The sequence below is a fragment of the Paenibacillus dendrobii genome, assembly GCF_009807035.1.
Taxonomy (GTDB): domain Bacteria; phylum Bacillota; class Bacilli; order Paenibacillales; family Paenibacillaceae; genus Paenibacillus_AQ; species Paenibacillus_AQ dendrobii.
This window is the reverse complement of sequence record NZ_WUBI01000008.1, coordinates 1-17,534: the sequence shown is the minus strand read 5'-3', so window position 1 is coordinate 17,534 and position 17,534 is coordinate 1. Positions and strand designations below refer to the sequence as shown.

Below are 17,534 nucleotides of genomic sequence, written 5' to 3'. Positions count from 1 at the left end.
AGGGAATGTCATGGCTAAACTTCAAATTACCCTCGTCCGCAGTGTAATCGGTCGTCCTGAAACTCAGCGTACAACCGTTAAGACTCTCGGCTTGCGTAAACTTAACTCCAGCGTGGTACACAACGACAATCCCGCGATTCGCGGAATGATCAACAAAGTGAGCCATCTGGTATCTGTAACAGAAATTGAAGGTTAATCTATCTAAAGATTAACCTACAAATATTAAGGAGGTGCAACGAACGATGAAGTTACATGAACTTACTTCAGCTACTGGATCCCGTAAAGACCGTAAGCGTGTAGGTCGCGGTACAAGTAGCGGAACGGGTAAAACATCTGGCCGCGGTCATAAAGGGCAAAATTCTCGTTCCGGCGGCGGCGTACGTCCTGGATTCGAGGGTGGACAAAACCCGTTGTATCGTCGTCTGCCAAAACGTGGATTTGTAAATCCTACGCGGAAAGAGTATGCGATTGTTAACATCGAGGAACTGAACAACTTTGCAGAAGGTACAGAAGTAACTCCAGAATTTTTGGTGGAAAGCGGCGTCGTGAAAAACACGAAGAGCGGCATCAAAATTCTTGGCAATGGCGAAGTAACCGTCAAATTGTCTGTAAAAGCAAATAAGTTCTCTCAATCTGCGGTAGAGAAGATCGAGGCTGCCGGCGGTAAAACCGAGGTGATCTAATGTTTAAGACCCTGAAGAATATATGGCGGGTTGAGGACCTTCGTAAAAGAATTCTGTTCACCTTGTTAGTACTGATTGTTTACCGTATTGGTTCTTTCGTTCCTGTTCCGGGCGTTGACAAAACAGTCCTGGAGCAAACGAATCAGCAAGGTAGCGAATTGTTTGGTCTCTTAAACACGTTCTCGGGTGGTGCGCTGCATCAATTCTCCATCTTTGCCCTCGGGATCGTGCCGTATATTACCTCGTCCATTATCGTGCAGTTGCTCTCGATGGATGTTATACCGAAGCTTGCTGAGTGGGCAAAACAAGGCGAGCACGGGAAAAAGAAATCGGCGCAGTTAACGCGATATTTGACGATCGTGTTGGGTCTCATTCAGGCGTTTGCGATGTCAATCGGTTTTAACCGTTTGTATTCGGCCGAAATGATTCCTAATGCTACTTTTGTGGATTATCTGTTGATTGCCATCGTGCTGACAGCAGGTACCGCATTCCTGATGTGGCTGGGTGAGCAGATTACGGAAAAGGGAATCGGTAATGGTATTTCCATTCTGATCTTCTCCGGGATCATCGCAAATATTCCGACATATATCCGTTCTACGGCTCAATCCAATTTCATTCAAGATGGTCAGACATTTATGAATATCCTGAAAACTTTGATCGTTCTGATTGTCATCGTAGCGATCATTGTGGGTGTAATCTACATCCAGCAGGCGATTCGTAAAATTCCTGTACAATACGCAAAACGCGTGGTTGGCAACAAGATGTACGGTGGACAGAATACGCATATTCCGCTGAAAATCAATGCGGCTGGCGTTATTCCGGTCATCTTCGCCGTATCCCTGCTGCAGTTCCCTACCATTATCGCGAGCTTTTGGTCAACTCATGAGTGGGCGAAGTGGATTCAAACCAACTTGAGATATGATTATCCGCTAGGTATGGTACTGTATGTTCTGATGATTATCGGGTTCACATTCTTCTACACCTTCGTGCAGATGAATCCAAACCAAATGGCAGACAATATGAAGAAAAACGGCGGCTATATCCCGGGCATTCGTCCTGGTAAAGCAACCGAGAAGTATCTGACACGAGTGATGTCCCGTCTAACCATGACTGGCGCCATCTTCCTGGCAGTGATCTCTCTCGTGCCGATTGGCTTCGGTACCCTGGCTGGCTTGCCTAGCTCGGTTAAAATCGGAGGCACTTCGCTGCTGATCGTCATCGGGGTAGCGCTGGATACGATGAAAACCATCGAAAGCCAGTTGATCAAACGCCACTACAAAGGTTTTATCAATAAATAAGTGATAGGTTCCGGTGAAGTGATCTTTAAGCTTCCCGGCAACTTATTGCGTTGTTTCTTGTAAAGAGGCAGTGTCGGAGGGAGAGAGAAACGTGAACATACTATTCATGGGCCCTCCTGGGGCAGGAAAAGGAACACAGGCAGAAGTCATTGTAAATGAATTCGGCATTCCCCATATTTCAACAGGCGATGCATTTCGTCTTGCGATCAAACAGGGAACTCCCATTGGCATTAAAGCCAAAGAATACATGGATCAAGGGCTTTTGGTACCGGATGATGTAACGATCGGCATTGTGGAGGAACGTCTGCAGCAGTCCGATTGCGAAAAAGGTTTCTTATTGGATGGTTTTCCAAGAACCCTTTCGCAAGCGGAAGCGCTGGATGAAATTCTTAGCAGACTGAACACTCAGCTCGATCATGTCATTAACCTGAAAGTAGACCGTGATAAACTGATGGCGCGCCTTACAGGACGCCGGATTTGTAAAAACTGCGGATCTACTTATCATGTGATCTTCAACCCGCCGAAACAGGAAGGTGTATGTGATAAATGCGGAGGCGAATTGTATCAACGCTCGGATGACAACGAAGAGAGCGTGGGTACCCGTCTGGACGAATATATCAACAAAACAGCACCACTCCTAGCATTTTATGAGAACAAAGGTCTATTGCGTCAGATCGATGGTGATCAAGAAATCGATACGGTATCTCAAGAAATCGTATCGGTGCTGCGAGGTTAGTCGTAATGATCATTTGTAAGTCCGAAACGGAACTCGGCTTTATGCGGGAAGCAGGGCGAATTGTGGCGGAAACACACCGTCTCATGGCAAAGCACATTGAACCGGGCATCACGACCGGGGAACTTGACCGCATTGCCGACCACTACATCCGCAGTCAGAAAGCACTGCCGTCTTTTAAGGGCTACAATGGTTTTCCTGCCAGCATTTGCGCTTCAGTCAATGATCAGTTGGTACACGGATTTCCCGGCAAACGCAAATTAAACGAAGGCGACATTATTACGCTAGACATCGGTGCGCAGTACCGTGGTTACCATGGAGACTCCGCTTGGACCTATCCTGTAGGCAAGATTTCCGAAGAGGCCCAGCGTCTGCTGGACGTCACGGAAGCTTCCTTGTATGCAGGCTTGGAGCTTGTCAAACCTGATGTGCGCCTGTTCACGATCTCACATGCCATCCAACGCGTCATCGAAGACGCCGGCTTCTCGGTTGTCCGGGAGTATGTCGGACACGGAGTTGGGGCAGAACTGCATGAAGAACCGAATATTCCGAACTTTGGCGTTCCGGATCGGGGACCACGGCTCAAACCCGGCATGGTGCTGGCGATTGAACCAATGGTGAATGCCGGATCCCGTTATGTCAAAACGCTGGAAGACAATTGGACGGTCGTTACGGTCGACGGAGCATGGTGTGCTCACTTTGAGCATACAGTAGCTGTTACTGCCGAAGGTCATGAAATTCTCACTAAACTGGATATGTAGGTGATTGTTCTTGAGTAATCAAAGCACCCTGCAAATCGGTCAGATTGTGAAGATCCTGAAGGGCAAAGATGCCGGACAGGTGGCCGTGGTCGTATCCATTGAAGACAGCAGGTTCGTGTATATAGCGGATGGGAACAAACGTAAGTTTGATCAGCGAAAGAAGAAGAGTCTTCTTCATCTGGAGCCCCAGTCCTTTATTAGCAGCGAGGTCGCAAACAGTTTAAATGAAAGCGGTCGGGTCACAAATGGAAAGCTGCGTTTTGCAGTGACGAAATTTGTGCAGTCCACCGAACCCCATGCTGAAGAGAAAGGAGACTAACTGTGGCCAAAGAAGATGTAATTGAAGTGGAAGGTACGGTCATCGAACCGTTGCCGAATGCTACGTTCAAAGTTGAGCTTGAGAACGGTCATCAAATTCTTGCTCACGTTTCCGGTAAGCTGCGGATGCACTTTATCCGTATTCTGACAGGTGACAAAGTGGTCGTGCAGTTATCGCCTTATGATTTAACCAAAGGCCGTATAACGTACCGTAAGTAATTTTTACCGTTTCTTTCAATAAGACGCCAGGGATGTTATGATCCTATATGGCACTTGAAAAAGTTCTTTCCTGGTTTTACACTTGTAAAATCCGGTTGATCCTATAAGATATGAATTTGTTTCCTTCATGATGGAGGCAAATCCTTTATTCAATCCTTACGAAGTGAGTTTTGCTTTGCAAAACTTGAGGGAGGTAATTAACATGAAGGTGAGACCTTCTGTGAAGCCTATGTGCGAAAAATGCAAAGTCATTCGCCGCAAAGGTACTGTAATGGTTATCTGTGAAAATCCGAAACACAAACAAAAACAAGGTTAATAGAAGGGGGTGTAGCGTAAAATGGCTCGTATAGCTGGTGTGGATTTGCCACGTGACAAACGCGTTGAGATCGCCTTGACTTATATTTTCGGAATCGGTAAAACGACTTCCCAGAAAATTCTGAGCACTACAGGCATCAATCCGGACACTCGTGTTCGTGATTTGACGGAAGATGAAGTCAGCAAATTGCGTGAAACGATCGACAAAACGGTTAAGGTTGAAGGTGACCTGCGTCGTGAAATTTCCTTGAATATTAAACGTCTCGTTGAAATTGGTTGCTATCGTGGAGTGCGTCATCGCCGCGGTCTGCCGGTTCGTGGACAACGTACTAAAACGAATGCTCGTACACGGAAAGGCCCTCGTCGTACTGTAGCGAACAAGAAGAAATAAGAAGGGGGGATAAAAGACAATGGCTAAACCGAAAAAAGTCGTACGTACTAAACGTCGTGACCGCAAAAATATTGAATCCGGAGTGGCTCATATCCGTTCCACGTTCAATAATACGATCGTAACAATTACGGATCCTCATGGAAACGCGATTTCCTGGGCAAGCTCCGGCGGCCTTGGATTCAAAGGTTCCCGTAAGTCGACTCCGTTTGCAGCTCAAATGGCTGCTGAATCCGCGGCAAAAGCTGCTATGGAACATGGTATGAAATCGGTAGAGGTTATGGTTAAAGGTCCAGGTGCAGGCCGTGAAGCAGCGATCCGCTCTTTGCAAGCTGCTGGTCTGGAAGTCAACCTGATCAAAGACGTAACTCCAGTTCCACACAACGGTTGCCGCCCGCCTAAACGTCGTCGTGTCTAATTGAAGCCAACCTGAAGAATGTGGTATATTTCCGGCACAATCTGCTAATAATGGTTGTTTAGGCATACTACATGTTTACACAAGATAAGGTGACAGTTTCAAATAGGAGCGACGTTTGAAGGAGGGGTACTTGCGTGATTGAAATCGAAAAGCCGAAAATTGAGACCGTAGACGTCAGTGAAGACGGAGCCTATGGCAAGTTTGTAGTAGAACCGCTTGAGCGTGGATATGGAACGACTTTGGGGAATTCCCTTCGCCGGATCCTGCTATCCTCGCTGCCAGGCGCAGCCGTAACATCCGTACAGATCGATGGCGTTCTCCACGAGTTCTCAACGGTTCCGGGTGTAATGGAAGACGTGACGGAAATTATTCTGAACCTGAAGGCTCTTTCCCTGAAAATTCATTCTGATGAGGAGAAAGTCCTCGAGATTGATGCTGAGGGTGAAGGAGTTGTGACGGCAGGAGATATCCGGGCGGACAGCGATGTGGAAATTCTCAATCCAGACCTTCATATTGCAACAATGGGTCCAGGTTCGAGACTTCACATGCGTATTTTTGCTAACCGCGGTCGTGGCTATGTCCAAGCAGATAAGAATAAACGTGATGATCAACCGATTGGCGTCATCCCGGTCGATTCTATCTATACCCCGATTAGCCGCGTCAACTACGGCGTGGAGAATACGCGGGTTGGTCAAGTGACCAACTATGACAAATTGACGCTTGAAATCTGGACTGATGGCAGCATTCGTCCGGAAGAGGCTGTAAGCCTCGGCGCCAAAATTTTGACCGAGCATTTAATGCTGTTCGTTGGTCTGACTGACGAAGCAAAAGATGCTGAAATCATGGTCGAAAAAGAAGAAGACAAAAAAGAAAAAGTGCTTGAAATGACGATCGAAGAGCTTGATCTCTCTGTTCGTTCCTACAACTGCCTCAAACGTGCCGGCATCAATACGGTACAAGAGCTGACTACCAAAACCGAAGAAGACATGATGAAAGTCCGTAACCTGGGCCGCAAGTCTTTGGAAGAAGTACAGGAAAAGCTCGAGGAACTTGGTCTGGGGCTTCGTACAGAAGAATAGCTTCTTAGAATCGTTAGCGAAGGAGGGGAAAACATGGCATACCAAAAGTTGGGCCGCGATTCCAGTGCACGTAAAGCTTTGTTCCGTGATCTGGTAACCGACCTGTTCTTATATGAACGCATTCAAACTACGGAAGCTAAAGCGAAGGAAGTTCGTTCCATCGCTGAAAAGCTGATCACTAAAGCGAAGAAGGGTGACCTTCACGCTCGCCGTCAAGTGGCAGCATTCGTTCGTCGTGAAACGATTGATGGAGAGCAAGACGCTATCCAAAAACTGTTCAGCGAACTGGCTACCCGTTATTCTGAGCGTCCAGGCGGATACACTCGTATCCTGAAGCTCGGACCTCGCCGCGGTGACTCCGCGCCTATGGTTTATCTGGAACTGGTTGACCGCGCGTAAACAGGTGAGGATGGGGAAAGGGGGGAAGGAATCGTATGATTCTGATCGAACCCTTTTTTTCACGTCCGGGGCCTGCGGACGGATAAAGACGCTCTTCTTTTCCGAATACAGGCCTCGAATCGTGTTCCTATGACTCGATCTGGAACGGCTTCGCCGTGTTGTACGGCGGAGCCGTTTTATGTTTCGGCATGCAGCGCATGAGTTGCCTTTTGCGTAAAAGGCAGGCAGAGGATTCAGGAGGTACTAGGGGAAATGCGCAACATATGTATGAAAGTCAGTTATGACGGTACGAATTACAGCGGTTTTCAGACTCAACCCGACGGAAATGCCATTCAGGATTATTTGGAGAAGGCCATTGAGATGCTGACGGGAGAGAAAGTGAAAATTCATGCCTCGGGTCGCACCGATGCCGGTGTACATGCCTACGGGCAGGTGTTTCATTTTCACACGGCTTCCAAGATTCCTGTGGAACGCTGGTGTATGGCACTCAATTCCAGACTACCGAGAGATATCATGGTGACCGAAGCCAGAGAGGTCCCAATGGAATTTCATTCGAGAAGATCTGCCAAGCGTAAAACCTACCGTTATACCATCAATGCCAATCAGTTTCCGGATCTATTCCGGCGAAATACGGAACTCCATCATCCCGGCAAGCTGAATGTAGAAGCCATGGCTGAGGGGCTGAAGTATCTGATCGGCACGCATGACTATACATCTTTTGCGTCCCGGCACTCTACCAAGCCGTCTCATATCCGCACCGTTTATGATGTCCATATTGAAAGGGATCAATCCATGTGTCGTCCGGGAACCCGGGATCAGGGCTTGATACATCTGTATATCACCGGCAATGGCTTTTTGCAGCATATGGTCCGCATTATTGCGGGAACTTTGCTGGAAGTGGGCAAGGGCCGTAAGAAGCCGGAGGATATCGCTTCGATTTTGGAGGCCAAAGACCGGATGAAAGCTGGTCCGACAGCTGAATCTAAGGGCCTCATTTTATGGAATGTGGAGTATGAGAATTTCAATTAAAAACATTGAAAATGAGCTTGCGATTTATCTGCCTATACTGTAAAATAAAAGTTGTGTTTTCTTGATGGCTATCCCACAGCCCCCAATCAGGGAAATAACAACCTAACATTTACAAATGACTTTTGATAACGACAAAGAACGAAGATAAATGATTTTCGGACGAATACAAGGAGGAACTATTCATGCGTACCACCTATATGGCTAAGCCAAATGAAGTTGAGCGCAACTGGCACATCATTGATGCCGAAGGCAAAACGCTTGGTCGTTTGGCGAGCGAAGCAGCTGCTTTGATCCGCGGTAAACACAAACCACAATTCACAACTCACGTTGACACAGGTGACTTCGTAGTCATCATCAATGCTGAGAAGATCCATCTGACAGGCAAGAAATTGCAAAACAAGAAATACTACCGTCACTCCATGCATCCAGGTGGTCTGAAAGTGACTAACGCTCAAGACCTGCTGAACACAAAACCAGAACGTGTACTCGAATCTGCTGTTCACGGTATGCTTCCTAAAACTCGCATGGGCGAAAAAATGAAGCTGAGATTGAAAGTATATGCAGGCACCGAACATCCACATGCAGCACAAAAACCAGAAGTTTACGAACTTCGCGGATAATTAAAAGGAGGACAGTTTCATGGCACAAGTACAATACTATGGGACAGGTCGTCGTAAACATTCGGTAGCACGTGTTCGCCTTGTACCGGGTGAAGGACGCATTGTCATCAATAAACGCGACATCAATGAATATTTCGGTTTGGAAACCCTCAAACTGATCGTTAAACAACCACTGAACCTGACTGAAACACTTGGACAATACGACGTGCTCGTTATTGCTCACGGTGGTGGTATCTCTGGTCAAGCAGGAGCAATCCGTCACGGTATCTCCCGTGCGTTGCTCAAAGCTGATCCAGACTTCCGTCCATCCCTGAAAAAAGCAGGATTCCTGACTCGTGACCCACGTATGAAAGAACGTAAAAAATACGGTCTCAAAGCGGCTCGTCGCGCACCTCAGTTCTCCAAACGTTAATATTTCTTGGTATCCAAGAAAACAAAGCCTCTGGCCTTATGGTCAGGGGCTTTTTTGTTTGCGATAGTGAAAAGGCAACTTCGTTATCGACAAAGTTGAGTCAATGCGCATCCATACCCATTTATACCTATCTGGAGAGCTTTACTTGATCCTGAAGATTCAAGTCCTGCTCCTCTTCTCGCATTATCGTAATAAGGCTTGCACGGTCTTGGCTGGTTAGGATGTATTTTGTTGCGTTGAGGGCTGGAGATTAATCTTCTGAATTTTTTGCATGAGACAACATGCCTAATGGGCGGATCCCCCATATGCTGAAGTATTACTGAACACGGAGGGATTCGATTTTGCAACCTAATACAAACGTAAATGCAAACACACATACGAATGCTAATGCGAATGTCAATGCAAACGTAAACGCGCAGCATAAACATCTGGCCTGGCATGAAACCATGAAGCTGCACGAATTAACGGCATCTACAGCGAATAATTTAATCGCTCTTAAAATGCATGTGCATGAGGTGGCCAATCCCCATCTGCATCATCTGTACGAGGAAACGATCCGCATGATGGAAGGGAATCTGAAAGATCTGCTTCACTTTTACTCCATGGCGCCGACAGAGACCCGAAACAATAAAAGCAAAGGCGAGCATGAGGATCTGACCGGATTTTATGCAGGGCACCTGCTGGGAATGCTCAAGACATGTATTAAAAGTTACGCAGATGCCATTACGGAAACGGCAACGCCTCAGTTAAGAGACACGTTTACGAAACATTTGAACCAATACATCAAACTGCAGGCCAAAGTTTTTCACTTTATGTTGGAACATGGGTATTATCCTGCATATGATCTTCACAAGATGCTGGAAAATGATAAGAAGATGGCTAAAAAGGCGCTCGAGCTTTAATTTATTTTGATAAAAAGTCCTTCTGAAGAAGGGCTTTTTTTATTTGTTCAACTGGAAATTACACGTTATGAGCATTGACAACCAACCAAATTGGTTTATACTGGATTTAAATCATATTAAACCGCTTGGTATTAAATGAATTTAATGGTGTGAAATATGGGAAGGGGAGAGACATTCACAATGAATTTGCTTGAAAAGGAAAAATGGATTGAGCTTCAAGCTGCTGAACTTGAACATGCTTCTGCCGAAGAAGTCATCCGTGTTGCCGTAGAGACGTTCCCGAATCTGACGTTTGCATGCAGTTTTGGTGCTGAAGATGTCGTTCTGGTCGATATTCTGCAAAAAGTGAGTCCTTCAACGGATATTTTTTATCTGGATACCGATTTTCATTTTAAAGAAACGTATGAAACCAAGGACCGCCTTGAATCGAAGTACGGTATTCAATTCGTGCGTGTATCTCCCAAACTGACTCCGGAGGAGCAAGCTGCGCAGCATGGTGCTGAATTGTGGAAGTCGGAACCCAACCAATGTTGCAATATCCGCAAAGTCGAACCGTTGACTCGGATTCTCTCCCAGTATGATGCTTGGATCACTGGAATTCGCAGAGATCAGGCTCCAACGCGTGCGAATGCCAAGAAGGTTGAATATGATCAGAAATTTGGACTTGTAAAATTTAACCCGATTGCCGACTGGACATCGGATGATGTCTGGAATTATATTCGAGAGAACCAAGTACTGTATAATCCTTTGCATGATCAGAACTATCCCAGTATAGGCTGCGAGTATTGCACTCGTCAGGTAAATCCGGGAGAAGATGCAAGAGCAGGACGTTGGTCCGACAGCGATAAAACAGAGTGTGGACTTCACCAATAATAGACGCGGCTAAGGGGGAGCAAATATGACAACAATTCTTCCACACGGTGGAAAACTTGTAAACCGGATTGCCGAGGGGCAGGAGAGGGAAGAACTATTGAAAACCTCTTATCATCTGAAGCAGATACCGGTGAATAACTGGACCATATCCGATCTTGATTTAATTGGGAGTGGTGCCTTTTCTCCGCTAACAGGCTTTATGAATGAGGAAGATTACCGTTCTGTTGTTCATACCATGCGTCTTGCCGATGGAAACGTATGGAGCATTCCGGTGACCCTGTCCGTGGATGAAGAGACAGTTGGCAGTCTGAGCATAGGAGATCAGGTGGCACTGACAGGCGCTGAGGATAAAGTCATTTATGCTGTGTTAAATATTGAAAGTGTATATGAAGTGGATCAAGAGGAAGAGGCTAATAAGGTATTCAAGACCTCTGACCCGGAACATCCCGGCGTGAAAAAGCTGCTGGAGCGCTCCTCGATCTATGTTGGCGGGAGCGTTAAGATTCTTAATCGGCCGCAGCCAGCCAGATTTAGCGACTTTTATTTTGATCCTGCAAGAACCAGAGAGCTGTTCGAGCAAAAAGGATGGAGAACGGTCGTCGGTTTCCAGACCCGTAACCCGGTGCATCGAGCTCATGAGTACATCCAGAAGAGTGCGATGGAAATCGTCGATGCCTTGTTCCTGAACCCGCTCGTGGGCGAAACGAAGTCGGACGACGTTCCGGCTGATGTACGGATGAAAAGCTATCTGGTACTCTTGGAAAATTATTATCCCGAAGATCGGACTTTCTTGGGCGTATTCCCGGCAGCGATGCGGTACGCAGGTCCAAGAGAGGCAATATTCCATGCAATTGTCCGCAAAAACTACGGATGTACCCATTTTATCGTTGGCCGCGATCATGCGGGTGTAGGCGATTACTATGGAACTTATGAAGCTCAGGAGATTTTCTCGAACTTCAGACCGGAGGAACTCGGAATTACCCCTCTATTTTTTGAACATAGCTTCTTTTGCAAGAAATGCGGCAACATGGCTTCCAGCAAAACCTGTCCTCATCCGCATGAAGAGCATCTGACGCTTTCTGGTACCAAGGTGCGCGGGTTGCTGAGAGACGGTCAGTGCCCGCCTCCGGAATTTACCCGCCCGGAAGTCGCCGAAGTATTGATTGCCGGTATGAGCGCGCAAGTTACGCCTTAAGGTACTATTTGTCCACCTTCGCCCATATAGATGAGTAGAGTCGATATGGGAACGGAGGTGGATTTTTGATGTCCAAGCAGGGGCCTGGCAAGCAGGTGCTGTGGATCAGGCTGAGCTCGATCAAAAAATTGCTGATGGGCTTATGTCTGCTTATCGTATTTATCGCCGTAGCCACATTTAATATCCCTGTTGTCAAAACAACGGGACACTGGAGCCTCCCTTTATCGGGAAAGGTGATTGCGCTTGATGCAGGGCATGGTGGGCCTGATGGAGGGGCGGTAAGCAAACAGGGCGTTATTGAAAAAGACGTAAATCTCGCGATCGCATTATACCTCCGGGATTATTTGCAGCAGGCGGGAGCCCTGGTCTATATGACCCGCGAAGGAGATTACGATTTGGCGGATGCAGATACCAAGGGGTACTCCAAACGCAAGACGGAAGATTTGAAACAACGGGCAAAAGTTATCCAGGATACGAAGGCCGACCTGTTTCTGAGCATTCATCTGAACAGCTTTCCGTCCAGCAGATGGAGCGGGGCTCAGACCTTTTATTATCCTAATCATCCTGATAACGAGGGACTCGCTGAACTCATTCAGGATGAAATCAAGCGGAACCTTGGAAATACGGACCGTATCGCGAAAACGGTTGATACTGTTTATCTCCTGCAAGCATTAAAAATGCCTGCTGCGCTAGTGGAGTTAGGCTTTCTCTCCCATCCGCAGGAATCTCAGCTGCTTAGGGATGAGAATTACCAGCGTAAGATCGCTGCAGCTGTTTACAAGGGGATGTTAAGGTATTTATCCGGAGAAAAGGTGAAACTGTCGTCAGAAAATGAGCGTTGATGGTATAATACCTACTGGGGCTTATCCATGTATGGATGCCAATTAATAAAGCAGAGGTGCTGCCATCATGTTGTCACGTGAGCAAGTTCAAGAGGTGCTACAGCCCATCGGTGATACTGCCACCGGCCGAAGCCTGATTGAGCTGCAAATGATAAGAGATATTGTTGTAAAAGAAAATAGGGTTTCGCTTTCCGTTATTACACTGGATAACCGTGAAGGCTACGGACAAGCGCTCGAGAAGGAGATCCGCGATCGTCTGCAGTCTGCGGGAGTCGAAGATATTCATATTCGTATGCGAGAAGCCAATGAACATGAGCGCAGCAAGATCCTGGGTGAGCATGAGAGCAAAACGGACGAGGATAAGCTGGTCAAGGGACATGCGGCGGGTCTTGAGAGAAATGAGCTGCTGACCGATCCCGACGTACACTTCATCGCGGTAGCGAGCGGGAAGGGGGGCGTTGGCAAGTCGACGGTAACCGTCAATCTGGCTGCCGCATTGGCCCGCCAAGGGAAAAGAGTTGGCCTGATCGATGCGGATATTTACGGCTTCAGCGTTCCGGATATGATGGGGATCGAAGAAGGTCCTGTCGTGGTAGATGGTACCATTGTACCCGTAGAGCGATTTGGCGTGAAGGTAATGTCCATGGGGTTCTTTATCCGTGAGAACAATCCTGTGGTCTGGCGCGGACCAATGCTTGGCAAAATGCTTCATCAATTTTTCGGCGATGTCAATTGGGGCAAGCTGGATTACCTGCTTCTGGATCTCCCTCCGGGAACCGGTGACATTGCACTGGATGTCCATCAAATGCTACCTCAGAGCAAAGAGGTTATTGTTACGACTCCGCATGCCACTGCTGCATTCGTAGCAGCTCGTGCGGGTGCCATGGCCATTCAAACGGATCATGAAATCTTGGGCGTCGTGGAGAACATGGCATATTATGAATGTTCGCATTGCGGTGAAAAGGATTATGTATTTGGCCGCGGAGGCGGCGGACAGCTTGCCGAAACGCTTCATACGAGCCTGTTGGCGCAGCTGCCGCTGGGAGCGCCGGATAATCATATATCAGAACCGGATTTCTCGCCTTCGGTGTACAAATCCGAATCGACAATCGGCAAGCTTTATAATGAATTGGCAACGAACATAATTGGCAAATGTGAAAAGTAATTCTTCGCAAGCAAAAAGCCCCTACATAGGGGCTTTTTTGTTTTAAGAACCGCCGCTGTCTCCACTGTCCTTATCCTTCTCGCCTTTGTCTCCGCCTTCCTGTCCCTTACCGCCTTCGCCACCTTGGCTGCCTTTTTCTACTTTTGGCTGCAATTCTTGGGTGACGACATTCTTCAACAGTGACATGACTTCCATTTTAAACATCGGATTCTGCATGGCTTCCTGCATAACCGTCATGGATTGTTTTCGGTATTCCGGTGTTTTGGTGAGGTCTAGGAACATTTTCATGACTTCCGGCGATTTCATGATGTCCGAGACCGCCTTTTGATAAGTTGGATCCTTGATGAGCTGCATGTGTAGCTGTTTATTCTGGGAGCTGATCGATTTGGCGAATTCGCCGGCAAACTGAGGATCGGTCATAATTTTTTCGAATTCTTTTTTATATTCCTCGGAAGTAATGGTGTCCTTTACGGCCGTACGGATTTGATCTGTTGCCTGCACGGTCATCATTTGCATGCCCGGACCGCTTGAAGAGCTTCCGCCACTTTGTTTTAAAGCATCTTCGACCGCTTTTTTGCCTTCATCGCTTTTCAGGATGTCGACAACCATCGTTTTCATTTCTTTATAATCGCCCTGAGGCGGTGCATAGCTCTGTTCGGATCCACAGCCCGCAAGTACGGCGGAAAGCCCGAAAATGATTCCCCATACGCCTAAAACCGGCCACTTCATGAGCGTCACTCCTTTGTCTATAATCCTGTTTGTAGTATGCCGAAGTGAATTTCGAAATATGTCGACACGGGCATGGTTTTTTAATGAGAACGTTGGTAAAATAATGTCTTGGGGGTGCAGACGAGTTGAACTTGAAAAATTGGTCCAAGTTATTTTTAAAAACCTTGCTTGTGGGAGCCATCGTCTCCATAATTACCGGTTTCCTTCTACCGTACAGCAGAGAAACCATTTCATTCAAGGATGCTAAAGATGTTTTGTTTTATTTGCTCATTCTTTTCGGTTTTGGGGCGATGACGAGCGTATACTCACAGCTTGGTTTTTTTGCTTATATGATCCTGAATTATACGGCTATTGGCGTGTTCAAGCTGAAAACGTGGCAGTACATACAGTTTGTCCTCGCGGTTCTGGCTTTGCTTGAAGTCATGTTCTTCCGGTCCTTTGTAGGCAGGGAGGGCAATCAAGCGGCAGATTTATTACTGGGTATAGCCATTTTAGTTGTCGCTGTCGCGGTTGCCTTCTTTAAAGTCCGAGCGACGAACCCGAGTGCGTGGGTACCGACGATTTTCTTCATGACAGCAGTTACGATTGTAGAGATGGTAGGCGGACTCAAAATTAACGATAACAATGCCACCATCTTTATTGTGGTTCCATTGTTAGCCTGCAATGCATACCAGATTTTAATACTTCATAAAGTGTTGAAACCAAAAAAGAGCTAAGTAATTAGCTCTTTTTTCTTTAGCTTTTGCTACATGCCCGCAGCGTCATCAATGGCTTGCTGCAGCGTGGCTTGATCGCGGACTTCTTTGCCCTTGGTGTCGGCTTGGGTCAGAAGATCGGATACCGTTACGAACTCATATCCCTGCTTGCGCAGTTCATCGATAATGATCGGGAGAGCCTCGTGCGTTTGTTTGCAGGAATCGCTGGCGTGAAGGAGGACGATGTCACCTGGATGAGCTTTGCTGACGACGCGGTTCACGATATTGTCTACTCCGATGTTCTTCCAGTCTTGTGAGTCAGTATCCCACTGAATAACCTTATAGTTCAGGCTGTCTGCAATCTTCAGCACCCGTTTATCAAAATCCCCATTTGGAAGACGAAGCAGATTGGGTTCCTTGCCCGTCAAATCGGTTAATATAGAGTTGGCTGTCGTAAGCTGTGTCTTAATCTCCTCATCGCTCAGACTGCTGTAATTCACATGCTTATGCCCATGGCTTCCGATCTCAAAGCCGGCAGTTTTGATTTGATTCACAATGTCCGGATGGCTTTTGCTCCAAGGTGAGGAGAGGAAAAAAGTTGCTTTCTCGACTCCTTTGTCTTTCAGAACGTTCAGGATGGGTTCAGGACGCTTTTCTCCCCAACTGATATCAAATGTCAGGGCAATCACCTTCTTGTCCGTAGGAACGCTGTAAATAGCAGCTGGAGCTCCCTCGGAAAACACTGTAATATTGTCAGACTCTACATAAATAATGCCGATAGCGAACAGTGCAGCGGCGAGAACAAAGAAAGTACGCTTGATTTTGCGGCCGTTCAGCACATAAAAAAATGAATTCATCGCTATAGTCGCCCCTTTCCACTTTCGAAATGCTTGTTTACTTCAATGTATGCTCGTACCAGCGAGTTATTACCATGAGGAGGTTATATATGCTTCGACTAAGTACTTTTCTAAAAGACCTTGGATCCATTCGCAAAACATTGCTGTTTGTTACGGTGCTTTTCATGCTTGGTATTGTAGCGGGATGGTACAGCACTGGTGTTCTGGAACAGATCATTAACAATCAAATGGAGGGGATTCGGGATATCAGCAAGTCGCTGAGCGATTCCTCAAGCCCGATGTGGAGTTTTTTTGTGTTCATTTTCTTCAATAACAGCATTAAGGCCGTAGTGATGATCTTCCTGGGTTTGTTTGTAGGGATTTTGCCGATTTTGTTTTTGCTTGTGAACGGCATGGTTTTGGGCTATCTCGTACATAGTTCTCTGGAGCAGGGAAACAGTTTGTTTGATCTGGTAGTCAAAGGGCTACTGCCTCACGGTATTATCGAAATACCGGCTATTATCATTGCTTGTGCCTTTGGCCTTCAAATGGGGTTGATGGTTATTGCGAGCCTTGGCGGAAGCGGGAAGGAAGGATTGAAGGGGAGATGGAGGGAGTTGTTCAGAAAAGCTCTTACCGCATCCGTATGGATCGTAATTTTGCTGTTTGTGGCAGCTATTATTGAGAGCACGGTTACATACAGCCTGATGAAAGGATAGGGATCGGTATTAGGAAATGAAGAATTGTGAAAAACACATTCATAAATTTCCCAAAAAATGTGCATAACAGTAAGGCGGTAAAATCGAGCCGCATATCAAATGAGCTAAAGTCCATGCTGCTTCATATTAAGAAGTTTGCCGTTCTTTAGCTCACTTGAAGCTGTATATTCGCTTTTTAATCGACAAGGAGGCCAGGCAATCATGCTGGGTATGCTTTTTAACGATAAGGAATGCAAGGAACTTGATTATGTGCTACGCAAAGAGCTGGATGAGATGCTGTTTGATTTAAGTGATCAGAGATTGGACCTTGAGGTCAGGAACGCCATTGCCAGCAGATATAGAACGGTATTCCGCATGTATGCCAGGTTTGCTCCTCACAAGGAACTCTCTAAATATGCACGTAACAGCAAGCTCTCTCAATTCAAGCAATAAATGCTTGACGAAAGAATGGATTCTATGATAAATTTATTTTCGCTTCAGTTTTAGTCACATAAAATTGAATGCTGTGAGATGCTGCAAGATATTGATGAATTAGAAACTTTGAAAAAAGTTTTTGAAAAAAAGACTTGCAAAACATCGAGCATGTATGGTATATTATAAAAGTCGCCGCTGAGATGCGGTGATGTACGAAAGAAAGCTTCGAAAGAGGCTTGAATCGAAAGAATTTGATCTTTGAAAACTGAACAACGAGTGAGATACAGACTTCAGCAATGAAGTCGAAACGCAAAGCAGTTCGGTCCCCGAACTGTGGAGCACAAATGAGATTTTAAGTAATGAAGTTTTTGATTGGGGTTTGCCTCATTCAAAAATTCATTATATCTCGTCAGTTTCAAAATGAGCTACAAACTTTCTTGGAGAGTTTGATCCTGGCTCAGGACGAACGCTGGCGGCGTGCCTAATACATGC

At 46.5% G+C, this 17,534-nt stretch carries 25 protein-coding genes; 23 read left to right on the top strand and 2 right to left on the bottom strand.

All coding sequences use genetic code 11. From position 1 onward, the window contains the following. The first annotated feature begins 10 nt into the window (after positions 1-10). From rpmD to GRF59_RS27960, 20 genes are all read left to right on the top strand, one after another. Positions 11-196, top strand: coding sequence for a 50S ribosomal protein L30 (gene rpmD, locus GRF59_RS28055; RefSeq protein ID WP_127606503.1), 186 nt, complete (start codon positions 11-13; stop codon positions 194-196). A 46-nt stretch (positions 197-242) separates the two neighbouring features. Then, entirely contained in the window at positions 243-683 is a 441-nt protein-coding gene (rplO, locus tag GRF59_RS28050) for a 50S ribosomal protein L15 (RefSeq protein ID WP_160501025.1), read from the top strand. After that, entirely contained in the window at positions 683-1,981 is a 1,299-nt protein-coding gene (secY, locus tag GRF59_RS28045) for a preprotein translocase subunit SecY (protein ID WP_160501024.1), read from the top strand. The genes rplO and secY overlap by 1 nt, the downstream gene beginning before the upstream one ends. 91 nt (positions 1,982-2,072) lie before the next feature. Further along, positions 2,073-2,717: an adenylate kinase gene (locus GRF59_RS28040; protein ID WP_160501023.1), complete on the top strand. Its 645-nt coding sequence runs from the start codon at positions 2,073-2,075 to the stop codon at positions 2,715-2,717. A gap of 5 nt (positions 2,718-2,722) precedes the next feature. Further along, the gene (map, locus tag GRF59_RS28035; protein WP_160501022.1) at positions 2,723-3,475 is read left to right on the top strand and encodes a type I methionyl aminopeptidase; all 753 of its coding nucleotides are present in this window, start codon (positions 2,723-2,725) and stop codon (positions 3,473-3,475) included. A gap of 10 nt (positions 3,476-3,485) precedes the next feature. Then, on the top strand, positions 3,486-3,794 hold the full coding sequence (locus GRF59_RS28030) for a KOW domain-containing RNA-binding protein (RefSeq protein ID WP_160501021.1): 309 nt from the start codon (positions 3,486-3,488) through the stop codon (positions 3,792-3,794). A gap of 2 nt (positions 3,795-3,796) precedes the next feature. Beyond that, on the top strand, positions 3,797-4,012 hold the full coding sequence (gene infA / locus GRF59_RS28025; RefSeq protein ID WP_006212898.1) for a translation initiation factor IF-1: 216 nt from the start codon (positions 3,797-3,799) through the stop codon (positions 4,010-4,012). 202 nt (positions 4,013-4,214) lie between these two features. Next, positions 4,215-4,328: a 50S ribosomal protein L36 gene (gene rpmJ / locus GRF59_RS28020; RefSeq protein WP_026688601.1), complete on the top strand. Its 114-nt coding sequence runs from the start codon at positions 4,215-4,217 to the stop codon at positions 4,326-4,328. A gap of 21 nt (positions 4,329-4,349) precedes the next feature. Next, on the top strand, positions 4,350-4,718 hold the full coding sequence (gene rpsM, locus GRF59_RS28015) for a 30S ribosomal protein S13 (protein ID WP_160501020.1): 369 nt from the start codon (positions 4,350-4,352) through the stop codon (positions 4,716-4,718). Positions 4,719-4,737: 19 nt separating this feature from the next. Continuing rightward, positions 4,738-5,133 (top strand): 30S ribosomal protein S11, encoded by a 396-nt coding sequence (gene rpsK / locus GRF59_RS28010; RefSeq protein WP_127606489.1) that lies wholly within the window; start codon positions 4,738-4,740, stop codon positions 5,131-5,133. Positions 5,134-5,267: 134 nt separating this feature from the next. Further along, positions 5,268-6,212 (top strand): DNA-directed RNA polymerase subunit alpha, encoded by a 945-nt coding sequence (locus tag GRF59_RS28005; RefSeq protein WP_127606487.1) that lies wholly within the window; start codon positions 5,268-5,270, stop codon positions 6,210-6,212. A 33-nt stretch (positions 6,213-6,245) separates the two neighbouring features. Beyond that, the gene (rplQ, locus tag GRF59_RS28000) at positions 6,246-6,611 is read left to right on the top strand and encodes a 50S ribosomal protein L17 (protein WP_136609128.1); all 366 of its coding nucleotides are present in this window, start codon (positions 6,246-6,248) and stop codon (positions 6,609-6,611) included. Between the two features lie 252 nt (positions 6,612-6,863). Further along, positions 6,864-7,640: a tRNA pseudouridine(38-40) synthase TruA gene (gene truA / locus GRF59_RS27995; RefSeq protein ID WP_160501019.1), complete on the top strand. Its 777-nt coding sequence runs from the start codon at positions 6,864-6,866 to the stop codon at positions 7,638-7,640. A 182-nt stretch (positions 7,641-7,822) separates the two neighbouring features. Next, positions 7,823-8,260 carry a 50S ribosomal protein L13 gene (gene rplM, locus GRF59_RS27990; protein WP_160501018.1) on the top strand — a complete coding sequence of 146 codons (438 nt, stop codon included), beginning with the start codon at positions 7,823-7,825 and terminating at the stop codon, positions 8,258-8,260. A 19-nt stretch (positions 8,261-8,279) separates the two neighbouring features. Next, positions 8,280-8,672 (top strand): 30S ribosomal protein S9, encoded by a 393-nt coding sequence (gene rpsI / locus GRF59_RS27985; protein WP_136609131.1) that lies wholly within the window; start codon positions 8,280-8,282, stop codon positions 8,670-8,672. A gap of 446 nt (positions 8,673-9,118) precedes the next feature. Beyond that, entirely contained in the window at positions 9,119-9,574 is a 456-nt protein-coding gene (locus tag GRF59_RS27980; RefSeq protein ID WP_160501063.1) for a spore coat protein, read from the top strand. Positions 9,575-9,754: 180 nt separating this feature from the next. Further along, a complete protein-coding gene (locus GRF59_RS27975; RefSeq protein WP_160501017.1) occupies positions 9,755-10,447 on the top strand; it encodes a phosphoadenylyl-sulfate reductase in 693 nt (230 codons plus the stop codon). 25 nt (positions 10,448-10,472) lie between these two features. Further along, the gene (sat, locus tag GRF59_RS27970) at positions 10,473-11,642 is read left to right on the top strand and encodes a sulfate adenylyltransferase (protein WP_160501016.1); all 1,170 of its coding nucleotides are present in this window, start codon (positions 10,473-10,475) and stop codon (positions 11,640-11,642) included. A 68-nt stretch (positions 11,643-11,710) separates the two neighbouring features. Continuing rightward, complete coding sequence (gene cwlD / locus GRF59_RS27965; RefSeq protein ID WP_160501015.1) at positions 11,711-12,484, top strand: N-acetylmuramoyl-L-alanine amidase CwlD; 774 nt, start codon at positions 11,711-11,713, stop codon at positions 12,482-12,484. A gap of 67 nt (positions 12,485-12,551) precedes the next feature. After that, entirely contained in the window at positions 12,552-13,649 is a 1,098-nt protein-coding gene (locus GRF59_RS27960) for an Mrp/NBP35 family ATP-binding protein (protein ID WP_160501014.1), read from the top strand. Positions 13,650-13,691: 42 nt separating this feature from the next. Here GRF59_RS27960 and gerD read toward each other — a convergent pair whose 3' ends face one another. Next, a complete protein-coding gene (gerD, locus tag GRF59_RS27955; protein ID WP_160501013.1) occupies positions 13,692-14,378 on the bottom strand; it encodes a spore germination lipoprotein GerD in 687 nt (228 codons plus the stop codon). Positions 14,379-14,503: 125 nt separating this feature from the next. Here gerD and GRF59_RS27950 point away from each other — a divergent pair, with 125 nt between their 5' ends. Beyond that, positions 14,504-15,094, top strand: coding sequence for a KinB-signaling pathway activation protein (locus GRF59_RS27950; RefSeq protein ID WP_160501012.1), 591 nt, complete (start codon positions 14,504-14,506; stop codon positions 15,092-15,094). A 29-nt stretch (positions 15,095-15,123) separates the two neighbouring features. On the opposite strand, the gene pdaB is transcribed toward GRF59_RS27950, so the two are convergent. Further along, complete coding sequence (gene pdaB, locus GRF59_RS27945; RefSeq protein WP_160501011.1) at positions 15,124-15,930, bottom strand: polysaccharide deacetylase family sporulation protein PdaB; 807 nt, start codon at positions 15,928-15,930, stop codon at positions 15,124-15,126. Between the two features lie 89 nt (positions 15,931-16,019). Here pdaB and GRF59_RS27940 point away from each other — a divergent pair, with 89 nt between their 5' ends. Together GRF59_RS27940 and GRF59_RS27935 are read left to right on the top strand one after the other, a co-directional pair. After that, positions 16,020-16,628 (top strand): stage II sporulation protein M, encoded by a 609-nt coding sequence (locus GRF59_RS27940; protein ID WP_160501010.1) that lies wholly within the window; start codon positions 16,020-16,022, stop codon positions 16,626-16,628. Positions 16,629-16,829: 201 nt separating this feature from the next. Next, positions 16,830-17,060 (top strand): hypothetical protein, encoded by a 231-nt coding sequence (locus GRF59_RS27935; RefSeq protein WP_160501009.1) that lies wholly within the window; start codon positions 16,830-16,832, stop codon positions 17,058-17,060. Positions 17,061-17,534: the final 474 nt, after the last annotated feature.

Excerpts from the sequence above, each read along its gene's own strand:
- rplQ (WP_136609128.1), top strand. The coding sequence starts at position 6,246 with ATGGCATACCAAAAGTTGGGCCGCGATTCCAGTGCACGTAAAGCTTTG.
- rplM (WP_160501018.1), top strand. The coding sequence starts at position 7,823 with ATGCGTACCACCTATATGGCTAAGCCAAATGAAGTTGAGCGCAACTGG.
- sat (WP_160501016.1), top strand. The coding sequence starts at position 10,473 with ATGACAACAATTCTTCCACACGGTGGAAAACTTGTAAACCGGATTGCC.
- secY (WP_160501024.1), top strand. The coding sequence starts at position 683 with ATGTTTAAGACCCTGAAGAATATATGGCGGGTTGAGGACCTTCGTAAA.
- cwlD (WP_160501015.1), top strand. The coding sequence starts at position 11,711 with ATGTCCAAGCAGGGGCCTGGCAAGCAGGTGCTGTGGATCAGGCTGAGC.
- rpsK (WP_127606489.1), top strand. The coding sequence starts at position 4,738 with ATGGCTAAACCGAAAAAAGTCGTACGTACTAAACGTCGTGACCGCAAA.
- rpsM (WP_160501020.1), top strand. The coding sequence starts at position 4,350 with ATGGCTCGTATAGCTGGTGTGGATTTGCCACGTGACAAACGCGTTGAG.
- GRF59_RS27960 (WP_160501014.1), top strand. The coding sequence starts at position 12,552 with ATGTTGTCACGTGAGCAAGTTCAAGAGGTGCTACAGCCCATCGGTGAT.
- rpmJ (WP_026688601.1), top strand. The coding sequence starts at position 4,215 with ATGAAGGTGAGACCTTCTGTGAAGCCTATGTGCGAAAAATGCAAAGTC.
- gerD (WP_160501013.1), bottom strand. The coding sequence starts at position 14,378 with ATGAAGTGGCCGGTTTTAGGCGTATGGGGAATCATTTTCGGGCTTTCC.
- truA (WP_160501019.1), top strand. The coding sequence starts at position 6,864 with ATGCGCAACATATGTATGAAAGTCAGTTATGACGGTACGAATTACAGC.
- GRF59_RS27980 (WP_160501063.1), top strand. The coding sequence starts at position 9,119 with ATGAAGCTGCACGAATTAACGGCATCTACAGCGAATAATTTAATCGCT.
- rpsI (WP_136609131.1), top strand. The coding sequence starts at position 8,280 with ATGGCACAAGTACAATACTATGGGACAGGTCGTCGTAAACATTCGGTA.
- pdaB (WP_160501011.1), bottom strand. The coding sequence starts at position 15,930 with ATGAATTCATTTTTTTATGTGCTGAACGGCCGCAAAATCAAGCGTACT.
- GRF59_RS27975 (WP_160501017.1), top strand. The coding sequence starts at position 9,755 with ATGAATTTGCTTGAAAAGGAAAAATGGATTGAGCTTCAAGCTGCTGAA.
- GRF59_RS27935 (WP_160501009.1), top strand. The coding sequence starts at position 16,830 with ATGCTGGGTATGCTTTTTAACGATAAGGAATGCAAGGAACTTGATTAT.
- rplO (WP_160501025.1), top strand. The coding sequence starts at position 243 with ATGAAGTTACATGAACTTACTTCAGCTACTGGATCCCGTAAAGACCGT.
- rpmD (WP_127606503.1), top strand. The coding sequence starts at position 11 with ATGGCTAAACTTCAAATTACCCTCGTCCGCAGTGTAATCGGTCGTCCT.
- GRF59_RS27940 (WP_160501010.1), top strand. The coding sequence starts at position 16,020 with ATGCTTCGACTAAGTACTTTTCTAAAAGACCTTGGATCCATTCGCAAA.
- map (WP_160501022.1), top strand. The coding sequence starts at position 2,723 with ATGATCATTTGTAAGTCCGAAACGGAACTCGGCTTTATGCGGGAAGCA.